The sequence below is a fragment of the Streptomyces sp. NPDC002845 genome (genome assembly GCF_053591955.1).
This window is the reverse complement of record NZ_JBSFUU010000038.1, coordinates 1-22,802: the sequence shown is the minus strand read 5'-3', so window position 1 is coordinate 22,802 and position 22,802 is coordinate 1. Positions and strand designations below refer to the sequence as shown.

The window sequence follows — 22,802 nt, the reverse complement described above, 5'->3', positions numbered from 1 at the left end:
CCACCCAAGTCGCGTCAGACCGAGGACGGAGCCCCCCGGCGCGCCCCCGACCCACAACGTACCCACGCACCACGCACTCCCCCACACCCGACAACGAACCGCCCACCCCCACAGGGGCGCGGGGAACTGCGCGAGCAACCCCAAACCACCCGCACCCGCCACCACCCACCTCCACCCCCCCCGAGCCATCACGCGCCCCACCCCCCGGCCGGCAGCCACCCCGCCCCCGAACCACAACGAACCGCAGACCCCCCGCCCCCGACCCGGCAGGGTTCCGGCAGGGTTACAGTCAACCCCGTACGACCTTGATCCGACAGGAGGCCGAAGATGACGGCGCCGGGGCGCAGGAGCAGCACCTTCACGCGACTGCTGCGGCACGGCTTCACGGACGCCTCGGCCGCCGAGCGACTCCTCGACAGCGCCGAGCTCGCCCCGGTCCGCACCGACCCCGTCCTGCTCGACGCCCTGGGCGGCACCGCCGACCCCGACCTCGCGCTGCTGGGCCTCGTACGGCTGCTGGAGGTCCAGCCCGACCACACGGCCCGCCAGGAGCTGCTGGACACGCTGACGGCGGCGAAGCCGTTGCGGGACAGGCTGCTCGGCGTACTCGGGGCGTCCGCCGCGCTCGGCGACCACCTCAACCGGCACCCCAGCGACTGGCAGGCCCTCGTCATGTACGAGCCGGAGGACCTGCACCCGGGGGTGGAGGAGTTCGAGCGCGGCCTCGCGGAGGCCGCCGACCCCGTCTCCCTCCGCGTCGCCTACCGCCGCTGTCTGCTCTCCATCGCCGCCCGCGACGTCTGCGGCACCACCGACGTCGCCCAGAGCGCCGCCGAACTCGCCGACCTCGCCACGGCCACCCTCCGCGCCGCCCTCGCCATCGCCCGGGCCGCCGCGCCCGACGACGCGGCACTCTGCCGACTCGCGGTAATCGCGATGGGCAAGTGCGGCGGTCACGAACTCAACTACGTCTCCGACGTCGACGTGATCTTCGTGGGCGAGCCCAGGAACGGCGCCGACGAGGGCAAGGCCCTGCGCGCCGCCACCCGCCTCGCCTCCCACATGATGAGGATCTGCTCCGAGACGACGGTCGAGGGCACCATCTGGCCGGTGGACGCGAACCTCCGCCCCGAGGGCCGCAACGGCCCGCTCGTCCGCACCCTCTCCTCCCACCTCGCCTACTACCAACGCTGGGCCAAGACCTGGGAGTTCCAGGCCCTCCTCAAGGCGCGCCCGGTCGCCGGGGACATCGAACTCGGCGAGGACTACGTCGCCGCGCTCGAACCCCTCGTCTGGAAGGCCGCCGAACGCGAGAACTTCGTCGCCGACGTGCAGAAGATGCGGCGCAGGGTCGTCGAGAACATCCCCACCACCGAGATCCACCGCGAACTCAAGCTCGGCCCGGGCGGCCTGAGGGACGTCGAATTCGCCGTACAGCTCCTCCAGTTGGTGCACGGCCGCACCGACACCTCCCTCCGCAGCGGCACCACCCTCGACGCCCTCAAGGCGCTGGCCGCCGGCGGCTACGTGGGCCGCGCCGACGCCGTACAGCTCGACGACGCGTACCGCTTCCTGCGCTCCATGGAGCACCGCATCCAGCTCTACCGCCTCCGCCGCACCCACCTCGTCCCGGAGAGCGCCGCCGACCAGCGCCGCATCGGCCGCTCGCTCGGCCTGCGCACCGAGCCGGTCACCGAGTTGAACCGCGAGTGGAAACGGCACGCGGCGGTCGTACGACGTCTCCACGAGAAGCTCTTCTACCGCCCGCTCCTCGACGCCGTCGCCCAACTCGCCCCCGGCGAGGCCAGGCTGAGCGCGGACGCGGCCCGGGAACGGCTCGTCGCCCTCGGCTACGCGGACCCGGCGGCGGCCCTGCGCCACCTGGAGGCGCTGGCCTCCGGGATCACCCGCAAGGCCGCGATCCAACGCACCCTGCTGCCCGTCCTGCTGGGCTGGTTCGCCGACTCGGCCGACCCCGACGCCGGACTGCTCAACTTCCGCAAGGTGTCGGACGCGCTGGGCAGGACCCCTTGGTATCTGCGGCTGTTGCGCGACGAGGGCGCCGCCGCGCAGAACCTGGCCCGCGTACTGTCCGCCGGGCGCCTCGCCCCCGACCTGCTGATGCGCGCCCCCGAAGCCGTCGCGCTGCTCGGCGACGGCGACGGCGCGGGCGGCGGGGCCGGGGCCGGCGCCGGTGGCGGCGGGCTCGAACCCCGCGAACGCGCCCACCTGGAGCAGGAGATCCTCGCCGCCGTCGGGCGCGCCGAGGGCGGCACGCAGGCGGTCACCGCCGCGCGCGGGGTCCGGCGGCGCGAATTGTTCCGTACGGCCGCCACCGACATCGTCCAGTCCTACGGCACCGAGGCCTCGCCCGCCGAACCCGACCAGGGCGCCCTGGTCGCCCTGGTCGGCGGCGCGGTGTCGGACCTGACGGCCGCCACCCTCGCCGGGACCCTGCGGGCGGTCGTCCGCGACGGCTGGGGGGACACGCTGCCCACCCGGTTCGCGATCATCGGCATGGGCCGCTTCGGCGGCCACGAACTGGGCTACGGCTCCGACGCCGACGTCCTGTTCGTGCACGAGCCGCGCGACGGCGTGGACGAGCAGGAGGCCGCGCGCGCCGCGAACACCGTGGTCTCCGAGATGCGGCGGCTGCTCCAGATCCCGAGCTCCGACCCGCCGCTGCTGATCGACGCGGACCTCCGCCCCGAGGGCAAGTCGGGGCCGCTCGTACGGACGCTGAAGTCGTACGAGGCCTACTACCGGCGCTGGTCGCTGGTGTGGGAGTCGCAGGCGCTGCTGCGGGCCGAGGCCGTGGCGGGTGACCCGGACCTGGGGCGCCGGTTCATCGAGCTGATCGATCCGCTGCGGTACCCGGCGGAGGGGCTGGGCGACGACGCCGTACGCGAGATCCGGCGGCTGAAGGCACGGATGGAGTCGGAGAGGTTGCCTCGCGGCGCCGACCCGACGCTGCACACCAAGCTCGGGCGGGGCGGGCTGTCCGACGTGGAGTGGACCGTGCAGTTGTTCCAGCTCCGGCACGGGTGGGCCGAGCCGGGGCTGCGCACCACCCGCACGCGCGAGGCGCTGGCCGCCGCGTGCGCCGCCGGGCTGATCTCGACGGCGGACGCGGCCACCCTCGACGAGGCCTGGGTCCTGGCCACCCGGGTGCGCAACGCCGTCATGCTCGTACGGGGCCGCGCCGGTGACACGTTCCCCTCCGACGGCCGCGAACTCGCCGCCGTGGGCCGCTACCTGGGGTACGACCCCGGCCACGTGGGCGACATGCTCGACGACTACCGGCGCACCACACGGCGGGCTCGGGCTGTGGTGGACGACCTGTTCTACGGAGCGTGACGCCTCCGGAGGTTTGGGCAGGTTCGTCTGCGGGCTCGCCGGGGCTCCGCCCCGGACCCCGCCAGGGGGCTCCGCCCCCTGGACCCCCGGACCTATGCCCACCCACCACCCGACTCGGTAGGCCAGGAAGCGGGCCTCGTACCCCCTCCAACCCGTCCGGCGTTTGAGGACGAGGCCGCAAGGCCGACTCACCACCCACACAGCAGCACCTACCAGCCCACCCCAGGCACAACCAGCCCGTCCGGCGCTTGAGGACGAGGCCGTTCAGGCCGATCAACCACCCACACCGTCCCACCCACCCAGGGGTCCGGGGCAGCGCCCCGGGGATGGGACGGGTAGGGGCGGCGGGGGCGAATCAAGGCAGCCGTTGCCAAGATCAGCGCAGCTTGCTCGCGGGCACTCGCGGACGCGGCCCGCCGACGGTGACGGCGCGCGTGGCGCCGGGCACCCGGCGCGGCAGCGCGTACGGCTGGGCCCCGTACCAGGCACGGGCGGCCAGGAACCCGACGACGAGGCAGAGCAGGCCACCGACGGCGTCGAGCCAGAAGTGGTTGGCGGTGGCGACGATCACGACCAGCGTGGCCGCCGGGTACAGCAACGCCAGAACCCGCACCCACGGCACCGACACCAGGGCACAGATCGTCAGCCCGCACCACAGGGCCCAGCCGATGTGCATGGAGGGCATGGCGGCGTACTGGTTCGACATGTTCTTCAGGTCACCGGAGGCCATGGAACCCCAGGTCTGGTGGACGACGACCGTGTCGATGAAGTTCTCGTTCGTCATCAGGCGGGGCGGGGCCAACGGGTAGAAGTAGTAGCCCACCAGAGCCACCGCTGTTGTCGCGAAGAGGGCGAGCCGGGCGGCCGCGTAACGGCCGGGATGGCTGCGGTAGAGCCAGACCAGGACACCGAGCGTCATCACGAAGTGCAGGGTGGCGTAGTAGTAGTTCATGCCCACGACAAGCCAGTTCACCGAGTTCACGGCACGGTTCACCGCGTCCTCGACGGCGATCCCCAGCTGGCGCTCGGCCTGCCAGATCCAGTCCGCGTTGCGGAGCGCCTGGGACCTCTGCTCCGGCACCGCGTTGCGGATCATTGAGTACGTCCAGTAACTCACCGCGATCAGCAGGATCTCGAACCAGAAACGGGGACGGCGAGGGGCGCGCAGCCGACGTAGGGCGACGGGTCCCTCCGCCGTGTCCGCGACGGGGGAAGAAACAGCCTGTTCGCGGCCTTCCAGTGTCGTCACGGTCGTCTCACCCATAGGCACAGAGTCTGCCAGAAAACGCCCTAATCCAGATCATCCTCCGGTCGGGTCGACGGCGCACGTTCCCGGTCGTAGACGGCGTCGTGGGCCTACTGCGTGCGTACTGGTGCGAACCGTGCGTTCTCCACCTCAAGGACGAGGCCGGATCCTGGGAACGAAGCCGGTTCCTGAGGACGGGGCCCGTTCCTAGGGACGGGGCCGGTCCCCAGGGGCCGAGGCCGTTGAACCCCGTACCACCAGCTCCGGCATGAACACGAACTCACTGTGGGGCGCCGGGGTCCCGCCGATCTCCTCCAGGAGCGTACGGACCGCCGCCTGGCCCATGGCCGGGACCGGCTTGCGGACCGTGGTGAGGGGCGGGTCCGTGAAGGCGATCAAGGGGGAGTCGTCGAAGCCCACGACGGAGACGTCCGTGGGGACCTCCAGGCCGCGCTGCCGGGCCGCCCGTATCGCGCCAAGGGCCATCATGTCGCTGGCGCACACCACGGCCGTGCAGCCGCGGTCGATGAGCGCGGAGGCGGCGGCCTGGCCGCCCTCCAGGGTGTACAGGGAATGCTGGATCAGCTCCGACTCGACGGCCGCGGCCGTCAGGCCCAACTGGTCCTGCATCGTACGGACGAAGCCCTCGATCTTGCGCTGTACGGGGACGAAACGCTTCGGGCCGAGCGCCAGCCCTATCCGCTTGTGGCCGAGGGAGGCGAGGTGAGTCACCGCGAGGGCCATGGCCGCGCGGTCGTCCGGGGAGATGAAGGGGGCCTGCACCTTGGGGGAGAAGCCGTCGACGAGGACGAACGGCACGCCCTGGGCGCGGAGCCGGTCGTAGCGCTGCATGTCGGCGGAGGTGTCCGCGTGCAGGCCGGAGACGAAGATGATGCCGGCGACCCCGCGGTCGACGAGCATCTCCGTCAGCTCGTCCTCCGTCGATCCGCCGGGGGTCTGGGTGGCGAGGACCGGGGTGTAGCCCTGCCGGGTCAGAGCCTGGCCGATGACCTGGGCCAGGGCCGGGAATATCGGGTTCTCCAGCTCCGGCGTTATCAGGCCCACCAGACCCTCGCTGCGCTGTCGCAGCCGTACGGGCCGCTCGTAGCCGAGCACGTCGAGGGCGGCCAGGACGGACTGGCGGGTGGTGGCGGCGACGCCCGGCTTCCCGTTCAGGACGCGGCTGACAGTCGCCTCGCTGACCCCCGCCTGGGCTGCGATGTCGGCAAGCCGTGTGGTCACAGGGGTGGACTGTACCGGCCGGGTGTCCGCTTGCCCACCGGCCCGGCGCCGGGTGCGGGCGGGGCCGGAGCCCGGTGCGGGCTGCTGCGTCATCGCGGTCCCTCGTGATTCTGGTCGTGGGCGTGGGGGCGGCCCCCGCAAGGCGCCGATGAGGTGATGATTGCCGCATCCGCAAGCCGTGGCAAGAGCTTGCAGAGTCTTGCACAGCCCCGCCCGCCTCCGCCCATCCCTCGCTGAGCGGCCTCAATGCCAGGTTTTCGGGCGATGGAGCCGAGGTCACGGACCCGTAACTGTCATCGGTTCTTGCATTTTTTTGCTGCAAGCTCTTTCGTGGCGCTTACATCGCTGTTACGTTCACGTCGCCCGGCGGCGGCAACGGTGCGGCCGGCAAGTCGACAGGTGCGGCGGACGGGACCGCGACCTGCCCTGACGGGCTTCAACGGCTTCAACGGGCTTTCACCCTCAAGGAGAACTCATGCGGCGTGGCATAGCGGCCACCGCGCTGGTGGCGTCCCTCGCCCTCGCGGCGACGGCCTGCGGCGGAAGTGACAGCGGCGACTCGGCCGACGGTCCGGTCACCATCACCTGGTGGGACACCTCCAACGCCACCAATGAGGCGCCGACGTACCAGGCCTTGGTCAAGGAGTTCGAGGCCGCCAACAAGGACATCAAGGTCAAGTACGTCAACGTCCCCTTCGACCAGGCGGAGAACAAGTTCGACACCGCGGCCGGCGCCTCGGGCGCCCCGGACGTGCTGCGCTCCGAGGTCGGCTGGACCCCCGCCTTCGCCAAGAAGGGCTTCTTCCTGCCGCTGGACGGCACCGAGGCCCTCGCGGACCAGGACAAGTTCCAGCCCAGCCTGATCGAGCAGGCCCAGTACGAGGGCCAGACGTACGGCGTGCCGTTCACCACGGACACCCTCGCGCTGGTCTACAACAAGGAACTCTTCGCTCAGGCCGGGATCACCGAGGCCCCGAAGACCTGGGACGACCTGAAGTCGGCCGCCGCCACCATCAAGGACAAGACCGGCGTCGACGGCTACTGGGGCTCGACCCAGGCGTACTACGCGCAGTCCTTCCTCTACGGCGAGGGCACCGACACGGTCGACGCCGACGCCCAGAAGATCACGGTCGACTCGGCCGAGGCGAAGAAGGCGTACGGCACCTGGCTGGACCTCTTCGACGGCAAGGGCCTGCACAAGGCCGACACCACCGCCGACGCCTACGCCCACATCCAGGAGGCGTTCGTCAGCGGCAAGGTCGCCGCGATCCTCCAGGGCCCGTGGGAGATCACCAACTTCTACAAGGGCTCGGCGTTCAAGGACAAGGCCAACCTCGGCATCGCCACCGTCCCGGCCGGCTCCTCCGGTGAGGCGGGCGCCCCGACCGGCGGCCACAACCTCTCCGTCTACGCGGGCTCCGACGCGGCGCACCAGGAGGCGGCGCTGAAGTTCGTGAACTTCATGACCTCGGTGAAGGCCCAGGAGACCATCGCCCTGAAGAACTCCACGCTCCCCACCCGTGACGACGCCTACACCGACGAGGTCAAGGCCGACCCGGGCATCGCCGGCTACCAGGGCGTGCTCTCCGCCGCCCAGCCGCGCCCGGCACTGCCCGAGTACAGCTCCCTCTGGGGTCCGCTCGACACCGAGCTGAACGAGATCGCCGGCGGAAAGCAGTCGCTGGACGAGGGCCTGAGCAAGGCGGAGACCGCGATCGCCAAGCTGGTCCCGGACTTCAGCAAGTGACCCCGACTGACCGCCGGGTCCTCCTGAACACGGGGGGGGAAGGACCCGGCGGCCATCGGCCTGCCGCCCCAGGCCACCGGCCACCGGCCCGCTCCCTGAACCTCCAGAAGGCCTGAGTCCCCTTAAGGTCTGAACCCCCAGCAGGTCTGAACCCCAGAAGGTGCCGAACCATGACAGTCGCCATCGACCGCGCGACCGGCAAGCGCCGCGGTGAGCGAGGACCGCGCCCCGGCCCGCGACGCCCCGGCGGACCGCTCACGCGTTTGAGGCAGTCGTACCGCACGTACTGGTACGCGTACGCGATGATCACCCCCGTGGCCGTCGTGCTCGGCGTACTCGTGCTCTATCCGCTGGCGTACGGCCTCTACCTGTCGCTCACCGACGCCAACAGCCTCAACACGGCCCGCACGATCGGCGTCAACCACATCGAGGCCACCTACAAGTTCATCGGCCTCGACAACTACGCCGACATCCTCTGGGGCGAGACCGCCTACGACCGCTTCTGGTCGAAGTTCATCTGGACGTTCGTCTGGACGGCGGCCTGTGTAGGCCTGCACTACACCATCGGCCTGGGCCTAGCCCTGCTGCTCAACCAGAAGCTGCGCGGCCGCACCTTCTACCGGCTCATCCTCGTCCTGCCGTGGGCCGTGCCCACCTTCGTCACCGTGTTCGGCTGGCGCTTCATGCTCGCCGACGCCGGCATCATCAACTCCGGCCTCGAAGCACTCCACCTGCCGACCCCGCTGTGGCTGGAGGACACCTTCTGGCAGCGGTTCGCCGCGATCATGGTCAACACCTGGTGCGGGGTGCCGTTCATGATGGTCTCGCTGCTCGGCGGCCTCCAGTCCATCGACGCTTCCCTCTACGAGGCCGCCGAAATGGACGGCGCGACCGCCTGGCAGCGCTTCCGGCACGTCACTCTGCCCGGTCTGAGGTCCGTCAGCTCCACCGTCGTACTGCTCGGCATCATCTGGACCTTCAACCAGTTCGCCGTCATCTTCCTGCTGTTCGGCAACACCGCGCCCGACGCGGAGATCCTTGTGACATGGGCGTACTTCCTGGGCTTCGGCCAGCAGCCGCGCGACTTCGCGCAGTCGGCGGCGTACGGCATGCTCCTCCTTTCCATCCTGATCGTCTTCACCTCCGTCTACCGCCGCTGGCTGAACCGCAATGAGCAGCAGCTCGCGATCTGAGGCAGGAGTCCCCATGAGCACCACGACCGTCAAGACCCCCGCCAGGGCGGACGAGACCCCGGCCGACACCCCGCCGCGCAGGGTGCGCCGCCGCGGCGAGAGCGGCCCGTTCTCCCTGCTCGCCTCGCACGGCATCCTGACCGTCGCGAGCCTCATCGCGTTCTTCCCGATCGCCTGGCTGATCTATCTGTCCCTCGGCCCGGACAAGGACGACTACCTCCACCCCGGAGGCATCTTCGGGAAGATGACGTTCGCCAACTACGCCTTCGTGCTCCAGGAGACGAAGTTCTTCGACTGGCTGACGAGCACACTGATCGTCTCGCTCGGTACGACGGTCATCGGCGTCCTCGTCGCCGCGACGACCGGCTACGCGGTATCGCGGATGCGCTTTCCGGGCTACAAGAAGTTCATGTGGGTGCTGCTGGTGACCCAGATGTTCCCGATAGCCGTTCTCATCGTGCCGATGTACCAGATCCTGTCGGAACTCCAGCTCATCGACAGCTACCTTGGCCTCGTCCTCGTCTACTGCTCGACGGCGGTGCCGTACTGCGCCTGGCTGCTCAAGGGCTACTTCGACACCATCCCGTTCGAGATAGACGAGGCCGGGCGCGTCGACGGGCTGACCCCCTTCGGCACGTTCGCGCGGCTGATACTGCCACTCGCCAAGCCGGGTCTGGCGGTGGCCGCGTTCTACAGCTTCATCACCGCGTTCGGCGAGGTCGCCTTCGCCTCGACGTTCATGCTGTCCGACACGAAGTACACCTTCGCGGTCGGTCTGCAGAGCTTCGTCAGCGAGCACGACGCGCAGCGCCACTACATGGCGGCCACCGCCGTGCTGATCGCGATCCCCGTCTCCGCGTTCTTCTACCTCGTGCAGAAGAACCTGGTGACCGGCCTGACGGCGGGCGGCACGAAGGGCTGAGGTTCCATCGACAAAGCTCCCGCGCGCCTTGCCGCGTGGGTTGGCGGCCGCGGTGTCAATCCGACCCCGCAGCCACCGCGGCCGCCTGCATCAGACGTACGTACGCTCCCCCCGAGCTCCCGGCCTCGCCCGAGCGCGATCAGGGAAGTACTCCCATTGACCGAACTCCGTTACGCATCAAGGATGTTATGAGCCAGCACACTGCCGACCAGGCCCCGGCCCCCTCCTCGACAGCGGCTCTCGCCACCGTCACCGGCCACCGCGACTGGTGGCGCGACGCGGTGATCTACCAGGTCTATCCCCGCAGCTTCGCCGACAGCAACGGCGACGGCATGGGCGACCTGGAGGGCGTACGCTCCCGACTCCCGTACCTGCGCGACCTCGGCGTCGACGCCGTGTGGCTCAGCCCCTTCTACGCCTCGCCACAGGCCGACGCCGGCTACGACGTGGCGGACTACCGCGCCGTCGACCCCATGTTCGGCAACCTGCTCGACGCCGACGCCCTGATCCGCGACGCCCATGAGCTGGGCCTGCGCATCATCGTCGACCTGGTCCCCAACCACTCCTCCGACCAGCACGAGTGGTTCAAGCGGGCCCTCGCCGACGGACCGGGCTCCTCCCTCCGCGACCGCTACCACTTCCGCCCGGGCAAGGGCGCGAACGGCGAACTCCCCCCGAACGACTGGGAGTCCATCTTCGGCGGCCCGGCCTGGACCCGCGTCACGGAACCCGACGGCACCCCCGGCGAGTGGTACCTCCACCTCTTCGCGCCCGAGCAGCCCGACTTCAACTGGGAACACCCGGCGGTCGGCGACGAGTTCCGCTCGATCCTGCGCTTCTGGCTCGACATGGGCGTCGACGGCTTCCGCATCGACGTCGCCCACGGGCTGGTGAAGGCTGATGGCCTCCCGGACCTCGGAGCCCACGACCAGGTGAAGCTGCTGGGCAACGATGTCATGCCGTTCTTCGACCAGGACGGCGTGCATGAGATCTACCGTCAGTGGCGCCTGGTGCTCGACGAATACGCGGGCGAACGCATCTTCGTAGCGGAGGCCTGGACCCCGACCATCGAGCGCACCGCCAACTACGTCCGCCCCGACGAGCTCCACCAGGCCTTCAACTTCCAGTACCTGAGCACCGACTGGGACGCGGCGGAACTCCGTACGGTCATCGACCGCACGCTGGACGCGATGCGCCCGGCGAACGCCCCCGCCACCTGGGTCCTCTCCAACCACGACGTCACCCGCCACGCCACCCGCTTCGCCAACGAGGCCGGCCTCGGCACCCAGATCCGCTCGGCGGGCGACCGCAGGCTCGGTCTGCGAAGGGCCCGCGCGGCCACCCTGCTCATGCTCGCCCTCCCCGGCTCCGCATACATCTACCAAGGCGAGGAGCTGGGCCTCCCCGACGTCGTCGACCTGCCGGACGAGGTCCGCCAGGACCCCGCGTACTTCCGCGGCGCCGGCCAGGACGGCTTCCGCGACGGCTGCCGGGTGCCCATCCCGTGGACCCGCGAGGGCACGTCGTACGGCTTCGGCAACGGCGGCAGCTGGCTCCCGCAGCCCGCCGAATGGGCCGACCTGAGCATCGAGGCCCAGTCCGGCACCCCCGACTCCACCCTGGAGCTGTACCGCTCCGCTCTGGCCGTACGTCGCGAGCAGCCCGGCCTCGGCGCCGGCGACTCCGTCGAGTGGCTGGACGCCCCCGACGGCGTCCTCGCCTTCCGCCGCGGCGAGTTCGTCTGCGTCGCGAACACCACCGCCTCGACCGTCACGGTTCCGGCGTACGGCCGCGTCCTGCTCGCCAACGGCGAGGTCACCGCGACGGCCACCGAGGCGAAGGTGCCCTCCGACACGACGGTGTGGTGGACGACGGCCTGAGGGCGCGCAACAGCCTTCCCCAGCGTTCGAGGGGCTGCCACTCCAATCGGGGTGGCAGCCCCTCGAAGACGGAATGCTTCCAGCCATAGGCGTTTCGCCGACAATTCGTCGGGATAAGCGCAACTTGGCTCGGAGTACGATGGCTTGACAGCTCATCACCTCTATGGAGTTGATCTCCGTGGCAACATATTTGGTCGGCTCGCGGGCAAGTAACCTTGCCAAAGCGCAGGTGCGGGAATATCTTGCCCCGCTCCGTCATCGCCTTCCCGAAGTCACCTTTAACCACCAAGTAATTCTTGAAGGCGGAGACAAGGACCGAAAGTCGCTCCTGTCCAACGTCTCGGCGGTGAGTGGTGGGAGTGCGTTCAGCACGGAGCAGGAAGCGGCGCTGGTCCGGGGAGATGTGGACGTTGTCATCCACTCCCTCAAAGACCTGCCCACTGCGAACCCGCCCGGCCTCATGTTGTTGCCGCCACCGGGCCGCGAGGATGTGAGGGATGCCCTGTGCGGTTCCACGTTGGCCGGGCTGCGGAAGGGCGCGCGAGTTGGGACCGGTGCGCCTCGTCGAATTGCTCAGCTTCTGGCGGTTCGCCCAGACCTTGAAGTGATTCCAATCAGGGGGAACGTCCCACCCCGACTCAAGAAGATCGAGGCCATGGGCCTCGACGCTGTGGTTTTGGCTGTTGCGGGTCTTCGTCGCCTGGGCTTGGACGATGCAATTGGTGAACTGCTGCCCTTGGACCTGTTTCCGCCGTCACCGGGGCAGGGGGCATTGGGAGTTCAGGTACGCGAGGACAACACGGCGATTCAGGAAATTCTCTCCACCGTGGGAGACGCCTCCGCTGACGCCCAGGTACGGGCGGAGCGGGCCCTGCTTGCCGAGTTGCACGGCGGGTGCAGCGTGCCCGTGGGTGCGTATGCGGAGACCCGGCCGGATGGTTCCCTGTCGCTCTTCGCACAGGTCACGTCACTCGATGGCGCTCGGCGGGTGTCGGGTTCCCTTTCGTGGGCGTCCAGTGAGCCGGAGAAGCTCGGTGCGGCCCTGGCCGAGGAGCTGACCGACCAGGGCGCGCGCTCCATCCTTGACGAGGTTCGGGCCGGGAGCGCAATCAGCCGTTGAGGTACCGGGCGATGTCCAGCGCCGCATACGTGATGCTGGCCTCCGCTCCGGCGCGCTTCAGCATCGTGAAGAGCTCCACGAGCCTGCGTACGTCTCGCTCGCCGGTCGCGGTGTCCACCGTGGAGAGCGTGGTGTACTCGCCCGAGACGGAAAACGGGAAGAGCGGTGCCAGAGTGCGCTTCCTCAGCTCGGTGAGAACGTCGGCGCTGAACATCGCGGGCTCCAGCAGGAGCATGTCGGCCCCGTCGCCGACGAGCTGAAGCGCGGTGTCGATGAACTGCTCGGGCTTGCCGGGGTTGATCTGGAACTCGCGGTTGACGCCCGCCTTCGGAGTGGCGCCCATGGTGAGCCTGAAGCCGTCATAGAGAGTGCTCCAGAAGATGACGTGAGGCATGATCGAGACGCTCTCGTGCCCCGTCTCGTTCAACGCGCTCCGGGCACGCTTCGTCGTGCCGAGCACCATGGAGGCAGGCCCCACGATGTCGGCTCCTGCTGCCGCGTGTGCGACAGCCTGCCGGGCGGTCACGTCGATCGTGGCGGAAATGTTCGCGCGCCCGTCGTGGTCGGTGACATAGCAGTGTGGGGAATGGGGAAGCCATGCGGTCGAGTTCGCGTCGAACCCTGACCGGCAGTCAGGGTCCAGTCGGACGCCCTCGTGCGGGTGTCATCTCGGGCTATGTCTTCCGGGTCATACGAGAGCAGCAGGGACGCACACAGGAGGAAGCGGCCGAGGTTCTGAAGGTGTCCTCGGACACGATCGCGGGTTGGGAGTCGGGCCGCCGTCCTCTCACTGCTGTGCCCGTCGGGCAGATGCTGGTGCATCGACACCGGCTGATGGAGATGGGCACCGCGCCCGCCCTCCTTCAGGCCCTCGAACGTGGGCTTGAGGCCGATGTACTCCTCGCGAGCGCACTGGATGGTGAAGCCGGGGTTGAGGACAGCCCGATCGGAGCGTGGGTGATGCAGCGTGATCTGGTCGAGCTGCTGGCATGGCCGCTCAACGGCGTGGCGCCGCAGCCTGTGCGTGACCTGCCAGAGCCTCCCCGGTCGCGCCGCGGCCCCGCACCCTCCAGCCCCGAGCTGTCGTCAACCGACCGAACCCGGTTCTTCACGCAGATGCGCCGGACGGCCGAACAGGCCCGTGGCGAGGGGCAATTCCTCCTCCGCCGCCAGGCTCTCTACCTCTGCGGATATGACGACCAGGCCGATACTTCGGAGTGGCTTGCTCACCAGCAGAGCATCGAGAGGCCCGGGGATTGGCTGACGCGCTGGCTCAACTCCAGGTCCGTCGCGGCAGTCGCGGCCCGGCAGGGCGACCGCGACCGCATGAGCTATTTCATCGACACGGACCTCACCGAGGATGACGCCGGAGAAGCCGCGAACCTCAACTACTGGGCGTACTGGATTGGCGAGCCAACGCACCTTGAGCTCTCCGACGACTTCATCGCCTCCCGGACGCCTGGACCATGGCCAGGTGACAGACTCCTGATGCACCTTGCTCGAGGTGTTGCACCTCACCATGGATATGTCGACCTCAACGTTCACAGTGTGTGGGCGCTTCTCCAGATCCGTCCCAACCTGCTGCGTTCCGGTGCGGCAGCCTGTGCGCTGCGAGATCGACTTCCCGTGATGTTGGATGACCGAGAACTCTCGGCACGTGGTCGCCGGGAGTTGGAGAGCATCCGATACGCGATCCGCCTCGCCGAGGCGTGAGAGGAGTCCGACGGTGGCAGACGAACTGTCCCAGGTGGCGAGGTTCCTGTACGAGGCGGGGACGCTGAAGCAGACCAAGCGCACGGGCTGGTGGATGGCCGGCGTGCGTGACCCCGAATCGGTGGCCGAGCACTCCTGGCGCACCGCCCTCATCGCCACGGTCATCGCGAAGCTCGAAGGAGCCGACCCCGCGAGGGCCGCGTTCCTCGCGGTGTGGCACGACTCGCAGGAGACCCGCACCGGCGACGTGAACCACCTGGGGAAGAAATACGCTTCGGCGGCAGACCCGCAGGCGGTCACGGCCGACCAGGTCGCTGGTATGCCCGAGGTGCTGGCCTCTGCCGTACGGGAACTCGTCGCGGAGTACGAGGCGAAGGAGTCCCCGGAGGCGATCTGTGCCCGGGACGCCGACAAGCTGGAGTGCATGATCCAGGGCATCGAGTACAAGGCGCAGGGCTACGCGGACGTCCAGCGGTGGATCGACAACAGTCGCCGGAGGCTCACTACCAAGACCGCGAACGAGCTTGCGGACGCGGTTCTGGAAACCGGATCACTGGACTGGTTGCGCGCCGCGCTGGGCGAGACGAAGAGCTGACGTCGGCGCCGCCATGCGCTCGGCCGGGAGCCCCCGGCCGAGCGCATGGCGGACCTGTCGGCTACTGCCAGGTGCCGTTCGTGGTGTAGCCGGTCGAACTGCCCGTCGTGTACGAACGGTTCGTGCCCGACTCCCACCTCACGTCCCCTGAGCCGTCCTTCTTGATGTACTTGAACTCGAAGGTCGTGCCCTGCGGAACGATCACCGGCTTGCTCCATGTCGGGTACGACGCCGACGACAGCGGGATCGCGTCGGCGGTGTTCCACGAGCCGAGGGAGGGGATGGAGCCGACGACGTAGACGTTGGTGCCCAGGTCGGTGGTCGCGTTGACGTTGAAGGTCACGTCGGTGGCGTTGGCCACGTTCCAGGAGTTGTTGAAGCTGATGGCGGAAGTGGTCGTGGAGGCCGACCTGTTGGCGTTGGACTCCCAGGTGACGTTCCCGGAGGCGTCCTTCTTCACGTACTTGTACTCGAACGACGTGTTGACCGGGACACTGACCTCACCCGACCAGACCGGATACCCCGTCGACGACAGCTTGACCGCCTTCGACGTGTTCCAGCCGCCCAACGCCGCGATCGAGCCGACCACGTACACGTCCTGGCCCGACGTCGTGGACGCGTACTCGTTGAAGGTCGCCGTCACCGTCGACGTGGAGTCGTCCTCGTCCTCGCATGTCGTGCACGGCTCGAACTCACCGTCGTAGAAGGCGATCGCGCTCTTCGCCGGAAGAGTCAGCGTGGCGTTGCCGCCCGAGACCGTGACCGTCGTGGCGCCGTTGTCGGTCACGTTCGCGTACGTGCCGTCGGCCATCCCGGTCGCGAAGGTGTACGTCGCCGCCGACGAGCCGTTGTTGATGGCGATGTAGCCCGCCGTACCGCGCCCGAAGCCGATCACGTTCGACGACTTGGTCGACCAGTTGGAGACTGGCTCAGAGCCGACCGCGTTGTGCCACTTCACCATGCCCGTGATGGCGGTGTCGCGTTGGAGGCAGTACCAGCCGCCGGCGCAGTCCGTGTCGGTGACGAAGCCGTTCGAGTTCGGTGGGGCCTGGTCGGAGGAGGAGAACTCGAAGCCGGAGTAGACCGTCGGGGTGGACCACTTGTAGGCGAGCTGGAAGATGTTGGCGAGCTTGTAGGTGGCGCCGTCCTTGTAGCTCAGGTGCCGGCCGTCGCGCTCGGTGTCGTGGTTGCTCACGAAGGAGACCGAGTTGGCGGGGGTGAGGATGCCTGAGGAGGGCAGGGAGGAGAGGTCGGAGATGTTGCCCTGGAAGGCCGACTTCATCCGGTCGGCGTAGGCGAAGTCGAGGACGTCACCGGAGGCGTAGTAGTCGCTCGCGGGCGGGGTCGGGCCGGGGAACACCTCCTGGAAGATGTACGGCTCCGCACCCGAGGCCGTGTTGTCGAGCTTGGCCCGGATGGCGTTGAGGTCGGCGACCGGCATGTGCTTGGCGGCGTCGATGCGGAAGCCGTCCACGCCGAGGGCGATCTGCTGGTTGAGGTGGGCGGCGAGGCCCGAGCGGACGTTCTCCGCTTCGGTCTTGAGGTCGGGGAGGCCGAGGAGTTCGCAGTTCTGGATTTCGGTGAGGTTGTTCCAGTCGTCGATGATCAGGTCGTCGTCGTGGCACTCCGCCGAGGTGTGGTAATCGCCCGGGTCCCAGTTCGGGGTGTCGTACTTGTTGGTGATCGTCGTGCCGTTGTAGCCGGTGCCGGTCTGGGCGGCGGTGTGGTTGATCACCGCGTCGGTGTAGACCTTCACCCCCGCGCCGTGGCAGGCGTTGATCATGTTCGCGAACTGGGCCGCCGTCCCGAAGCGGCCGCTGAGTTCGTACGAGTACGGCTGGTATACGTCCCACCAGGCGTAGTTGGCCTGTTTGAGTGACTCGGCGGGCGGGGCGACCCAGACCGCCCCGTAGCCGTTCGGGCCGAGTGCGTCGGTGCACTCGGCGGCGACCGAGTTCCAGTTGTACTCCCACAGGTTGGCGATCACATCGCCGGAGGTGGTCTCGTCGGCCTGGGCGGGGGAGGCGGGGAGGGCTGTCGCCCCGGCCAGCGCGAGGGCACCAGCGGTTGCGGCGCTTGCGGCGCGGCGCAAGACACCCGGGGGTCGGTGTCTGGTCATCTGCGGCTCCGAGATGTGGGGTCAAGGGTTCAACACGTTGTGAGAGTGGGGCGGTTGAGAAGGGCACGTCAAGGTTGCTGCTGAAAGTTCTTGCCGTGAGTTTCAAGCCTCTTGCTGTAAACCTTTCGTCAGCGATACGGTCACGCGGGGTCGGACCCACTGAGCCGTAATCGCAAGGAGCCCACGCCTGTGATATCGAGATGGCCCGCGCCCCGGACGCGCCGCACCGCCCATGCCGGGCGGGTCGCGGCCGTCACCGCCGCCGCGCTCGCCGCAGCCCTCGTCCAGCCCATCGCCGCGCACGCGGACACCCCGCCCTCGCCGCCGTCGGACGCGAAGCTCGCCGCTGAGCCCGCCCGGCACGACCTGACCCGCGAGCAGTTCTACTTCGTCCTGCCGGACCGTTTCGCCAACGGCGACACCGGCAACGACAAGGGCGGCCTGACCGGTTCACGCCTCACCACCGGGTACGACCCCACCGACAAGGGCTTCTACCAGGGCGGCGACCTCAAGGGCCTGACCCGGAAGCTCGACTACATCAAGGGCCTCGGCACCACCGCCCTCTGGCTGGCCCCGATCTTCAAGAACCAGCCCGTGCAGGGAACCGGTGACGACGCCTCCGCCGGCTACCACGGTTACTGGATCACCGACTTCACCCAGGTCGACCCGCACTTCGGCATCAACAAGGACCTCCAGACCCTCATATCCAAGGCGCACGCCAAGGGCATGAAGGTCTTCTTCGACGTCATCACCAACCACACCGCCGACGTCGTCGACTATGAGGAGAAGTCGTACGACTACCTCTCCAAGGGCGCCTTCCCCTACCTGACCAAGGACGGCGAACCCTTCGACGACGCCGACTACGCGGACGGCTCCGAGGGCTTCCCCGCCGTCGACGCCAGGTCCTTCCCCCGTACGCCTGTGGTCGCGGACGAGAAGAAGGACGTCAAGATCCCCTCCTGGCTCAACGACCCCACCCTCTACCACAACCGGGGCGACTCCACCTGGGCCGGCGAGTCCGCCACGTACGGCGACTTCGTGGGGCTGGACGACCTGTGGACCGAGCGTCCCGAGGTCGTGGAGGGCATGGAGAGGATCTACAAGAGGTGGGTCAGGGACTTCGACATCGACGGCTTCCGGATCGACACCGTGAAGCACGTCGACATGGAGTTCTGGACCCAGTGGGCCACCGCGCTCGACGCGTACGCGGCCAAGAAGGGCCGGGACGACTTCTTCATGTTCGGCGAGGTCTACTCCGCCGACACGGCGGTCACTTCGCCGTACGTCACCCAGGGCCGCCTCGACTCCACGCTCGACTTCCCCTTCCAGGACGCGGCCCGCGCGTACGCCTCCCAGGGCGGCAGCGCGCGGAGGCTGTCCTCGGTCTTCGGTGACGACTACCGGTATACGACCGGCAGGGCCAACGCGTACGAGCAGGTCACCTTCCTCGGCAACCACGACATGGGCCGTATCGGGGCCTTCCTGAAGCAGGACAACGGTCAGGCCTCCGATGCCGAGCTGGTGAAGAAGGCCGGGCTCGCCAACGAGCTGATGTTCCTCAGCCGCGGCAACCCGGTGATCTACTACGGCGACGAGCAGGGCTTCACCGGCGCGGGCGGCGACAAGGACGCCCGGCAGACGATGTTCGCGTCCGCCACGGCGGACTACCTGGACGACGACCAGCTCGGCACCGACCGCACCCACGCCGAGGACGCGTACGACACGAGAGCACCGCTCTACAGGCAGATCAGTGCTCTCGCCGAGCTCCGCAAGGCCCACCCCGCCCTCGCCGACGGCGTCCAGACCGAGCGGTACGCGGCCGACGGCGCCGGTGTCTACGCCGTCTCCCGCACGGACGCCAAGTCCGGCACCGAGTACGTCGTCGCCTTCAACAACGCCGACGAGGCGAGGACGGCGACCTTCCCGACGGGCTCGGCCGGCATGACCTTCCGGGGGATCTACGGCACCGACGCCACGGTCAAGAGCGCTTCCGACCGCAAGGTCACCGTCACCGTCCCGGCCGGTTCGTCGGTCGTCCTCAAGGCGGCGGGCAAGCTGGACAAGCCCGCCACCAGGCCGACCCTGACCCTGAACGCCCCGGACGCGGGCGCCACCGGCACGGTCGAGCTCAGCGCCGACGTCGACGGCGGGCAGCTCAACCGGGTCGTCTTCGCCGCCCGGACCGGCAACGGCAAGTGGAAGACGCTCGGCTCCGCCGACCACGCCCCGTACAAGGTCACGCAGACCCTCGCCGACGACCTCCCCGCCGGAACCGCCCTGCGCTACAAGGCCGTTGTGATCGACTCGGCCGGCCGTACGGCGAGCGCGACCGCCGAGTCCACCACCGGCACCCCGCCCGCCGAGGAGACCCCCACGGCCTCCTCGCGCGACTACGCGATCGTCCACTACAAGCGCGCGGACGGCGACTACACCGACTGGGGCCTCTACGCCTGGGGCGACCTCGCCGACGGCGAGGCAACGGACTGGCCCGACAGCCACCCCTTCATCGGCCGCGACGCGTATGGCGCCTTCGCCTACGTCAAGCTCAGGCCCGGCGCCTCGAACGTGGGCTTCCTCGTCATCGACAAGGAGGGCAACAAGGACGTCTCCGCCGACCGCTCGATCGACGTCACCAAGACCGGTGAGGTGTGGATCGAGCAGGGTGAGGAGACGGTCCTCACCGAGCGGCCCTCGGTTGATTACCCCGCGCAGGACAAGACCAAGGCCGTCGTCCACTATCACCGCGCCGACGGCGACTACGACGGCTGGGGCCTGCACGTCTGGACCGGCGCCGCGAACCCCACGGACTGGTCGAAGCCCCTGGAGCCGGTGGAGACCGACGCCTATGGCGCGGTCTTCGAGGTGCCGCTCAGCGAGGGTGCCACCAGCCTCAGCTACATCATCCACAAGAGTGACGAGAAGGACCTCTCCGCCGACCAGTCGTTGGACCTCAGAACCAACGGCTATGAGGTGTGGCTCTTGAACGGTCAGGAAAAGTACCTGCTCCCGCAGCCCGAGGGCAGCGCCGCCGCCCTGGACCTGACCACCGCCGAGGCGGTCTGGCTCGACCGGGACACGGTGGCCTGGAACGGCAACGACAACGCCGCCTCCACCCAGTTGCTGTACTCGCGCGACGGTTCGATCGTGGTCAAGGACGGCACACTCAGCGGTGACGCGAAGTGGCTCCGCCTGACCAGGACCACCCTCACCGACGCCCAGAAGGACAGGTTCCCGCACCTGGCCTCCTACACCGCCTGGTCCGTCGACCCGCGCGACCGCGACCGGGTCCGTGAGGCCCTGCGCGGTCAGGTCATCGCCTCCGGGCGGGCCGCGAACGGCGCGGTACTGGCGGCGACGGGCGTGCAGATCGCCGGCGTACTGGACGATCTGTACGGCGCGACGAAGGCGGACCTCGGGCCGACGTTCCGCAAGGGCCGCCCCACGCTGGCCGTCTGGGCGCCCACGGCGCACTCCGTGGCCCTCGACCTCGACGGCAGGACCGTGCGGATGAAGCGGGACGACACCACCGGCGTCTGGTCCGTCACCGGCAGGAAGTCCTGGAAGAACAAGCCGTACCGCTACGTCGTCGAGGTGTGGGCGCCGAGCGTCCGGAAGGTCGTCACCAACGAGGTCACCGACCCGTACTCGGTGGCCCTGACCGCCGACTCCGAGCGCAGCCTCGTCGTCGACCTCGCCGACAAGTCCCTTGCCCCGAAGGGCTGGTCGACCCTGGCCAAGCCCAAGGCGGTGCCGCTGAAGGACGCGCAGATCCAGGAGCTGCACATCCGGGACTTCTCCATCGCCGACCGGACGGCCGAGCACCCGGGGACCTACCTCGCCTTCACCGACAAGAACAGCGACGGCTCCCGCCACCTGAAGAAGCTCGCCGAGGCGGGCACCTCGTACGTGCACCTGCTGCCCGCCTTCGACATCGCGACCATCCCCGAGAAGAAGGCGGACCAGGCGACCGTCGACTGCGACCTGGCCTCCTACCCGGCCGACTCCGACCGGCAGCAGGAGTGCGTGGCGAAGGTGGCCGCGAAGGACGCGTACAACTGGGGCTACGACCCGTACCACTACACGGTCCCGGAGGGGTCGTACGCGACCGATCCGGACGGTACGCGGCGCACGGTCGAGTTCCGCGAGATGGTCAGGTCGCTGAACGAGGACGGCCTCAGGGTCGTGATGGACGTGGTCTACAACCACACCGCCGCCGGCGGTCAGGCGGAGACGTCGGTCCTCGACAAGATCGTCCCCGGCTACTACCACCGTCTCCTCGCCGACGGCAGCATCGCCACCTCCACCTGCTGCGCCAACACTGCCCCCGAGAACGCCATGATGGGCAAGCTGGTGGTGGACTCGGTGGTCACCTGGGCCAGGGAGTACAAGGTCGACGGCTTCCGCTTCGACCTGATGGGCCACCATCCGAAGGCCAATATGCTCGCCGTACGCAAGGCCCTCGACGCACTGACCCTCGACAAGGACGGCGTCGACGGCAAGAAGATCATCCTGTACGGCGAGGGCTGGAACTTCGGCGAGGTCGCCGACGACGCCCGCTTCACGCAGGCCACGCAGCGGCACATGGCGGGCACGGGCATCGCGACGTTCTCCGACCGCGCCCGTGACGCCGTACGCGGTGGCGGCCCCTTCGACGACGACCCGGGCGTCCAGGGCTTCGCGTCCGGCCTCTACACCGAGCCCAACTCCTCGGGCGGCAACGGCACTTCGGCCGAGCAGAAGGCCCGGCTGCTGCACTACCAGGACCTGATCAAGGTCGGACTGAGCGGCAACCTCAGGACCTTCACCTTCACCGACACCAGTGGCAGGCGGGTCCAGGGCTCCGAGGTCGACTACAACGGCTCGCCCGCCGGATACGCGGACGCCCCCGGTGACGCCCTCGCCTACGTCGACGCGCACGACAACGAGTCGCTGTTCGACGCGCTCGCCTACAAGCTGCCCGCTTCGGTGAGCCCCGGCGACCGGGCCCGTATGCAGGTCCTCGCCATGGCGACGGCCGCCCTCTCCCAGGGTCCGGCCCTCTCCCAGGCGGGCACCGACCTGCTGCGCTCCAAGTCCCTCGACCGCAACTCGTACGACAGCGGTGACTGGTTCAATGCCGTCCACTGGGACTGCGCGGACGGCAACGGCTTCGGGCGGGGGCTGCCGATGGCGGCCGACAACGAGTCCAAGTGGCCTTACGCCAAGCCCCTGTTGACGTCCGTCGCGGTGGGCTGCGAGCAGATCGAGGGCGCGTCGGCCGCGTACCGGGACCTGCTGAGGATCCGTACGACGGAGAGCGTCTTCTCCCTCGACACGGCCGAGCAGGTGCGGTCGAGGCTGTCCTTCCCGCTGTCCGGCGCGGACGAGACACCCGGTGTGATCACCATGCGCCTCGGTGACCTGGTCGTCGTCTTCAACGCGACGCCCGAGCGGCAGGAGCAGCGGGTCGCGGAGGCGGCCGGGACGGCGTACGGCCTGCATCCGGTGCAGGCCGAAGGGGCGGACTCCACCGTCAAGTCCTCGTCGTACGAGGCGGAATCCGGCACGTTCGCCGTTCCGGGGCGAACCGTTGCCGTCTTCTCACGCTCCGTTCGGCAAGAGCGCTAAGCGGCCTTGGCGAAGTCCGATGCGGCCCCGCGCCCCGTAAGGGGCGCGGGGCCGCAACGAA

The 22,802-nt window shown here is 68.9% G+C and carries 13 protein-coding genes and 1 pseudogene; 9 read left to right on the top strand and 5 right to left on the bottom strand.

Annotated features, from left to right (window positions below):
• Positions 1-327: 327 nt before the first annotated feature.
• Positions 328-3,357, top strand: a complete 3,030-nt coding sequence (locus ACWD3C_RS26295) for a bifunctional [glutamine synthetase] adenylyltransferase/[glutamine synthetase]-adenylyl-L-tyrosine phosphorylase (RefSeq protein WP_451147969.1) — start codon at positions 328-330, stop codon at positions 3,355-3,357.
• Between the two features lie 233 nt (positions 3,358-3,590).
• Here the strand turns inward: ACWD3C_RS26295 and ACWD3C_RS26290 are convergent.
• From ACWD3C_RS26290 to ACWD3C_RS26280, 3 genes and pseudogenes are all read right to left on the bottom strand, one after another.
• A pseudogene (locus tag ACWD3C_RS26290) lies at positions 3,591-3,771 on the bottom strand (cobyrinate a,c-diamide synthase); the annotation flags it as partial.
• The gene (locus ACWD3C_RS26285) at positions 3,734-4,621 is read right to left on the bottom strand and encodes a phosphatase PAP2 family protein (protein ID WP_451147967.1); all 888 of its coding nucleotides are present in this window, start codon (positions 4,619-4,621) and stop codon (positions 3,734-3,736) included. The gene ACWD3C_RS26285 and the pseudogene ACWD3C_RS26290, both read right to left, overlap by 38 nt.
• A gap of 189 nt (positions 4,622-4,810) precedes the next feature.
• Positions 4,811-5,845, bottom strand: coding sequence for a LacI family DNA-binding transcriptional regulator (locus ACWD3C_RS26280; RefSeq protein WP_451147965.1), 1,035 nt, complete (start codon positions 5,843-5,845; stop codon positions 4,811-4,813).
• 475 nt (positions 5,846-6,320) lie between these two features.
• Between ACWD3C_RS26280 and ACWD3C_RS26275 the strand changes: the two genes are divergently transcribed.
• From ACWD3C_RS26275 to hemC, 5 genes are all read left to right on the top strand, one after another.
• The gene (locus ACWD3C_RS26275) at positions 6,321-7,592 is read left to right on the top strand and encodes an extracellular solute-binding protein (protein ID WP_451147963.1); all 1,272 of its coding nucleotides are present in this window, start codon (positions 6,321-6,323) and stop codon (positions 7,590-7,592) included.
• 170 nt (positions 7,593-7,762) lie between these two features.
• Entirely contained in the window at positions 7,763-8,785 is a 1,023-nt protein-coding gene (locus ACWD3C_RS26270; RefSeq protein ID WP_451147961.1) for a carbohydrate ABC transporter permease, read from the top strand.
• Positions 8,786-8,798: 13 nt separating this feature from the next.
• Positions 8,799-9,707 (top strand): sugar ABC transporter permease, encoded by a 909-nt coding sequence (locus tag ACWD3C_RS26265; RefSeq protein WP_451147959.1) that lies wholly within the window; start codon positions 8,799-8,801, stop codon positions 9,705-9,707.
• 188 nt (positions 9,708-9,895) lie between these two features.
• A complete protein-coding gene (locus ACWD3C_RS26260; RefSeq protein WP_451147957.1) occupies positions 9,896-11,587 on the top strand; it encodes a glycoside hydrolase family 13 protein in 1,692 nt (563 codons plus the stop codon).
• 163 nt (positions 11,588-11,750) lie between these two features.
• Positions 11,751-12,707 (top strand): hydroxymethylbilane synthase, encoded by a 957-nt coding sequence (gene hemC / locus ACWD3C_RS26255; protein ID WP_451147955.1) that lies wholly within the window; start codon positions 11,751-11,753, stop codon positions 12,705-12,707.
• Here hemC and ACWD3C_RS26250 read toward each other — a convergent pair.
• Positions 12,697-13,350 (bottom strand): hypothetical protein, encoded by a 654-nt coding sequence (locus ACWD3C_RS26250; protein ID WP_451148097.1) that lies wholly within the window; start codon positions 13,348-13,350, stop codon positions 12,697-12,699. The two genes, hemC and ACWD3C_RS26250, sit on opposite strands and share 11 nt — an antisense overlap.
• Between ACWD3C_RS26250 and ACWD3C_RS26245 the strand changes: the two genes are divergently transcribed.
• Entirely contained in the window at positions 13,305-14,420 is a 1,116-nt protein-coding gene (locus ACWD3C_RS26245) for a helix-turn-helix domain-containing protein (protein WP_451147953.1), read from the top strand. The two genes, ACWD3C_RS26250 and ACWD3C_RS26245, sit on opposite strands and share 46 nt — an antisense overlap.
• A gap of 13 nt (positions 14,421-14,433) precedes the next feature.
• Positions 14,434-15,015: an HD domain-containing protein gene (locus ACWD3C_RS26240; protein ID WP_451147951.1), complete on the top strand. Its 582-nt coding sequence runs from the start codon at positions 14,434-14,436 to the stop codon at positions 15,013-15,015.
• Positions 15,016-15,076: 61 nt separating this feature from the next.
• Here ACWD3C_RS26240 and ACWD3C_RS26235 read toward each other — a convergent pair whose 3' ends face one another.
• Positions 15,077-17,134 (bottom strand): carbohydrate-binding module family 20 domain-containing protein, encoded by a 2,058-nt coding sequence (locus ACWD3C_RS26235; RefSeq protein ID WP_451147949.1) that lies wholly within the window; start codon positions 17,132-17,134, stop codon positions 15,077-15,079.
• Between the two features lie 189 nt (positions 17,135-17,323).
• On the opposite strand from ACWD3C_RS26235, the gene pulA reads away from it, so the two are divergent.
• Positions 17,324-22,741, top strand: coding sequence for a pullulanase-type alpha-1,6-glucosidase (pulA, locus tag ACWD3C_RS26230; protein ID WP_451147947.1), 5,418 nt, complete (start codon positions 17,324-17,326; stop codon positions 22,739-22,741).
• The last annotated feature ends 61 nt before the right edge of the window (positions 22,742-22,802 follow it).

Coding starts and splice junctions, on each gene's coding strand:
- ACWD3C_RS26295 (WP_451147969.1), top strand. CDS start 328: ATGACGGCGCCGGGGCGCAGGAGCAGCACCTTCACGCGACTGCTGCGG.
- ACWD3C_RS26285 (WP_451147967.1), bottom strand. CDS start 4,621: ATGGGTGAGACGACCGTGACGACACTGGAAGGCCGCGAACAGGCTGTT.
- ACWD3C_RS26275 (WP_451147963.1), top strand. CDS start 6,321: ATGCGGCGTGGCATAGCGGCCACCGCGCTGGTGGCGTCCCTCGCCCTC.
- ACWD3C_RS26270 (WP_451147961.1), top strand. CDS start 7,763: ATGACAGTCGCCATCGACCGCGCGACCGGCAAGCGCCGCGGTGAGCGA.
- ACWD3C_RS26265 (WP_451147959.1), top strand. CDS start 8,799: ATGAGCACCACGACCGTCAAGACCCCCGCCAGGGCGGACGAGACCCCG.
- ACWD3C_RS26260 (WP_451147957.1), top strand. CDS start 9,896: ATGAGCCAGCACACTGCCGACCAGGCCCCGGCCCCCTCCTCGACAGCG.
- hemC (WP_451147955.1), top strand. CDS start 11,751: ATGGAGTTGATCTCCGTGGCAACATATTTGGTCGGCTCGCGGGCAAGT.
- ACWD3C_RS26245 (WP_451147953.1), top strand. CDS start 13,305: ATGCGGTCGAGTTCGCGTCGAACCCTGACCGGCAGTCAGGGTCCAGTC.
- ACWD3C_RS26235 (WP_451147949.1), bottom strand. CDS start 17,134: ATGACCAGACACCGACCCCCGGGTGTCTTGCGCCGCGCCGCAAGCGCC.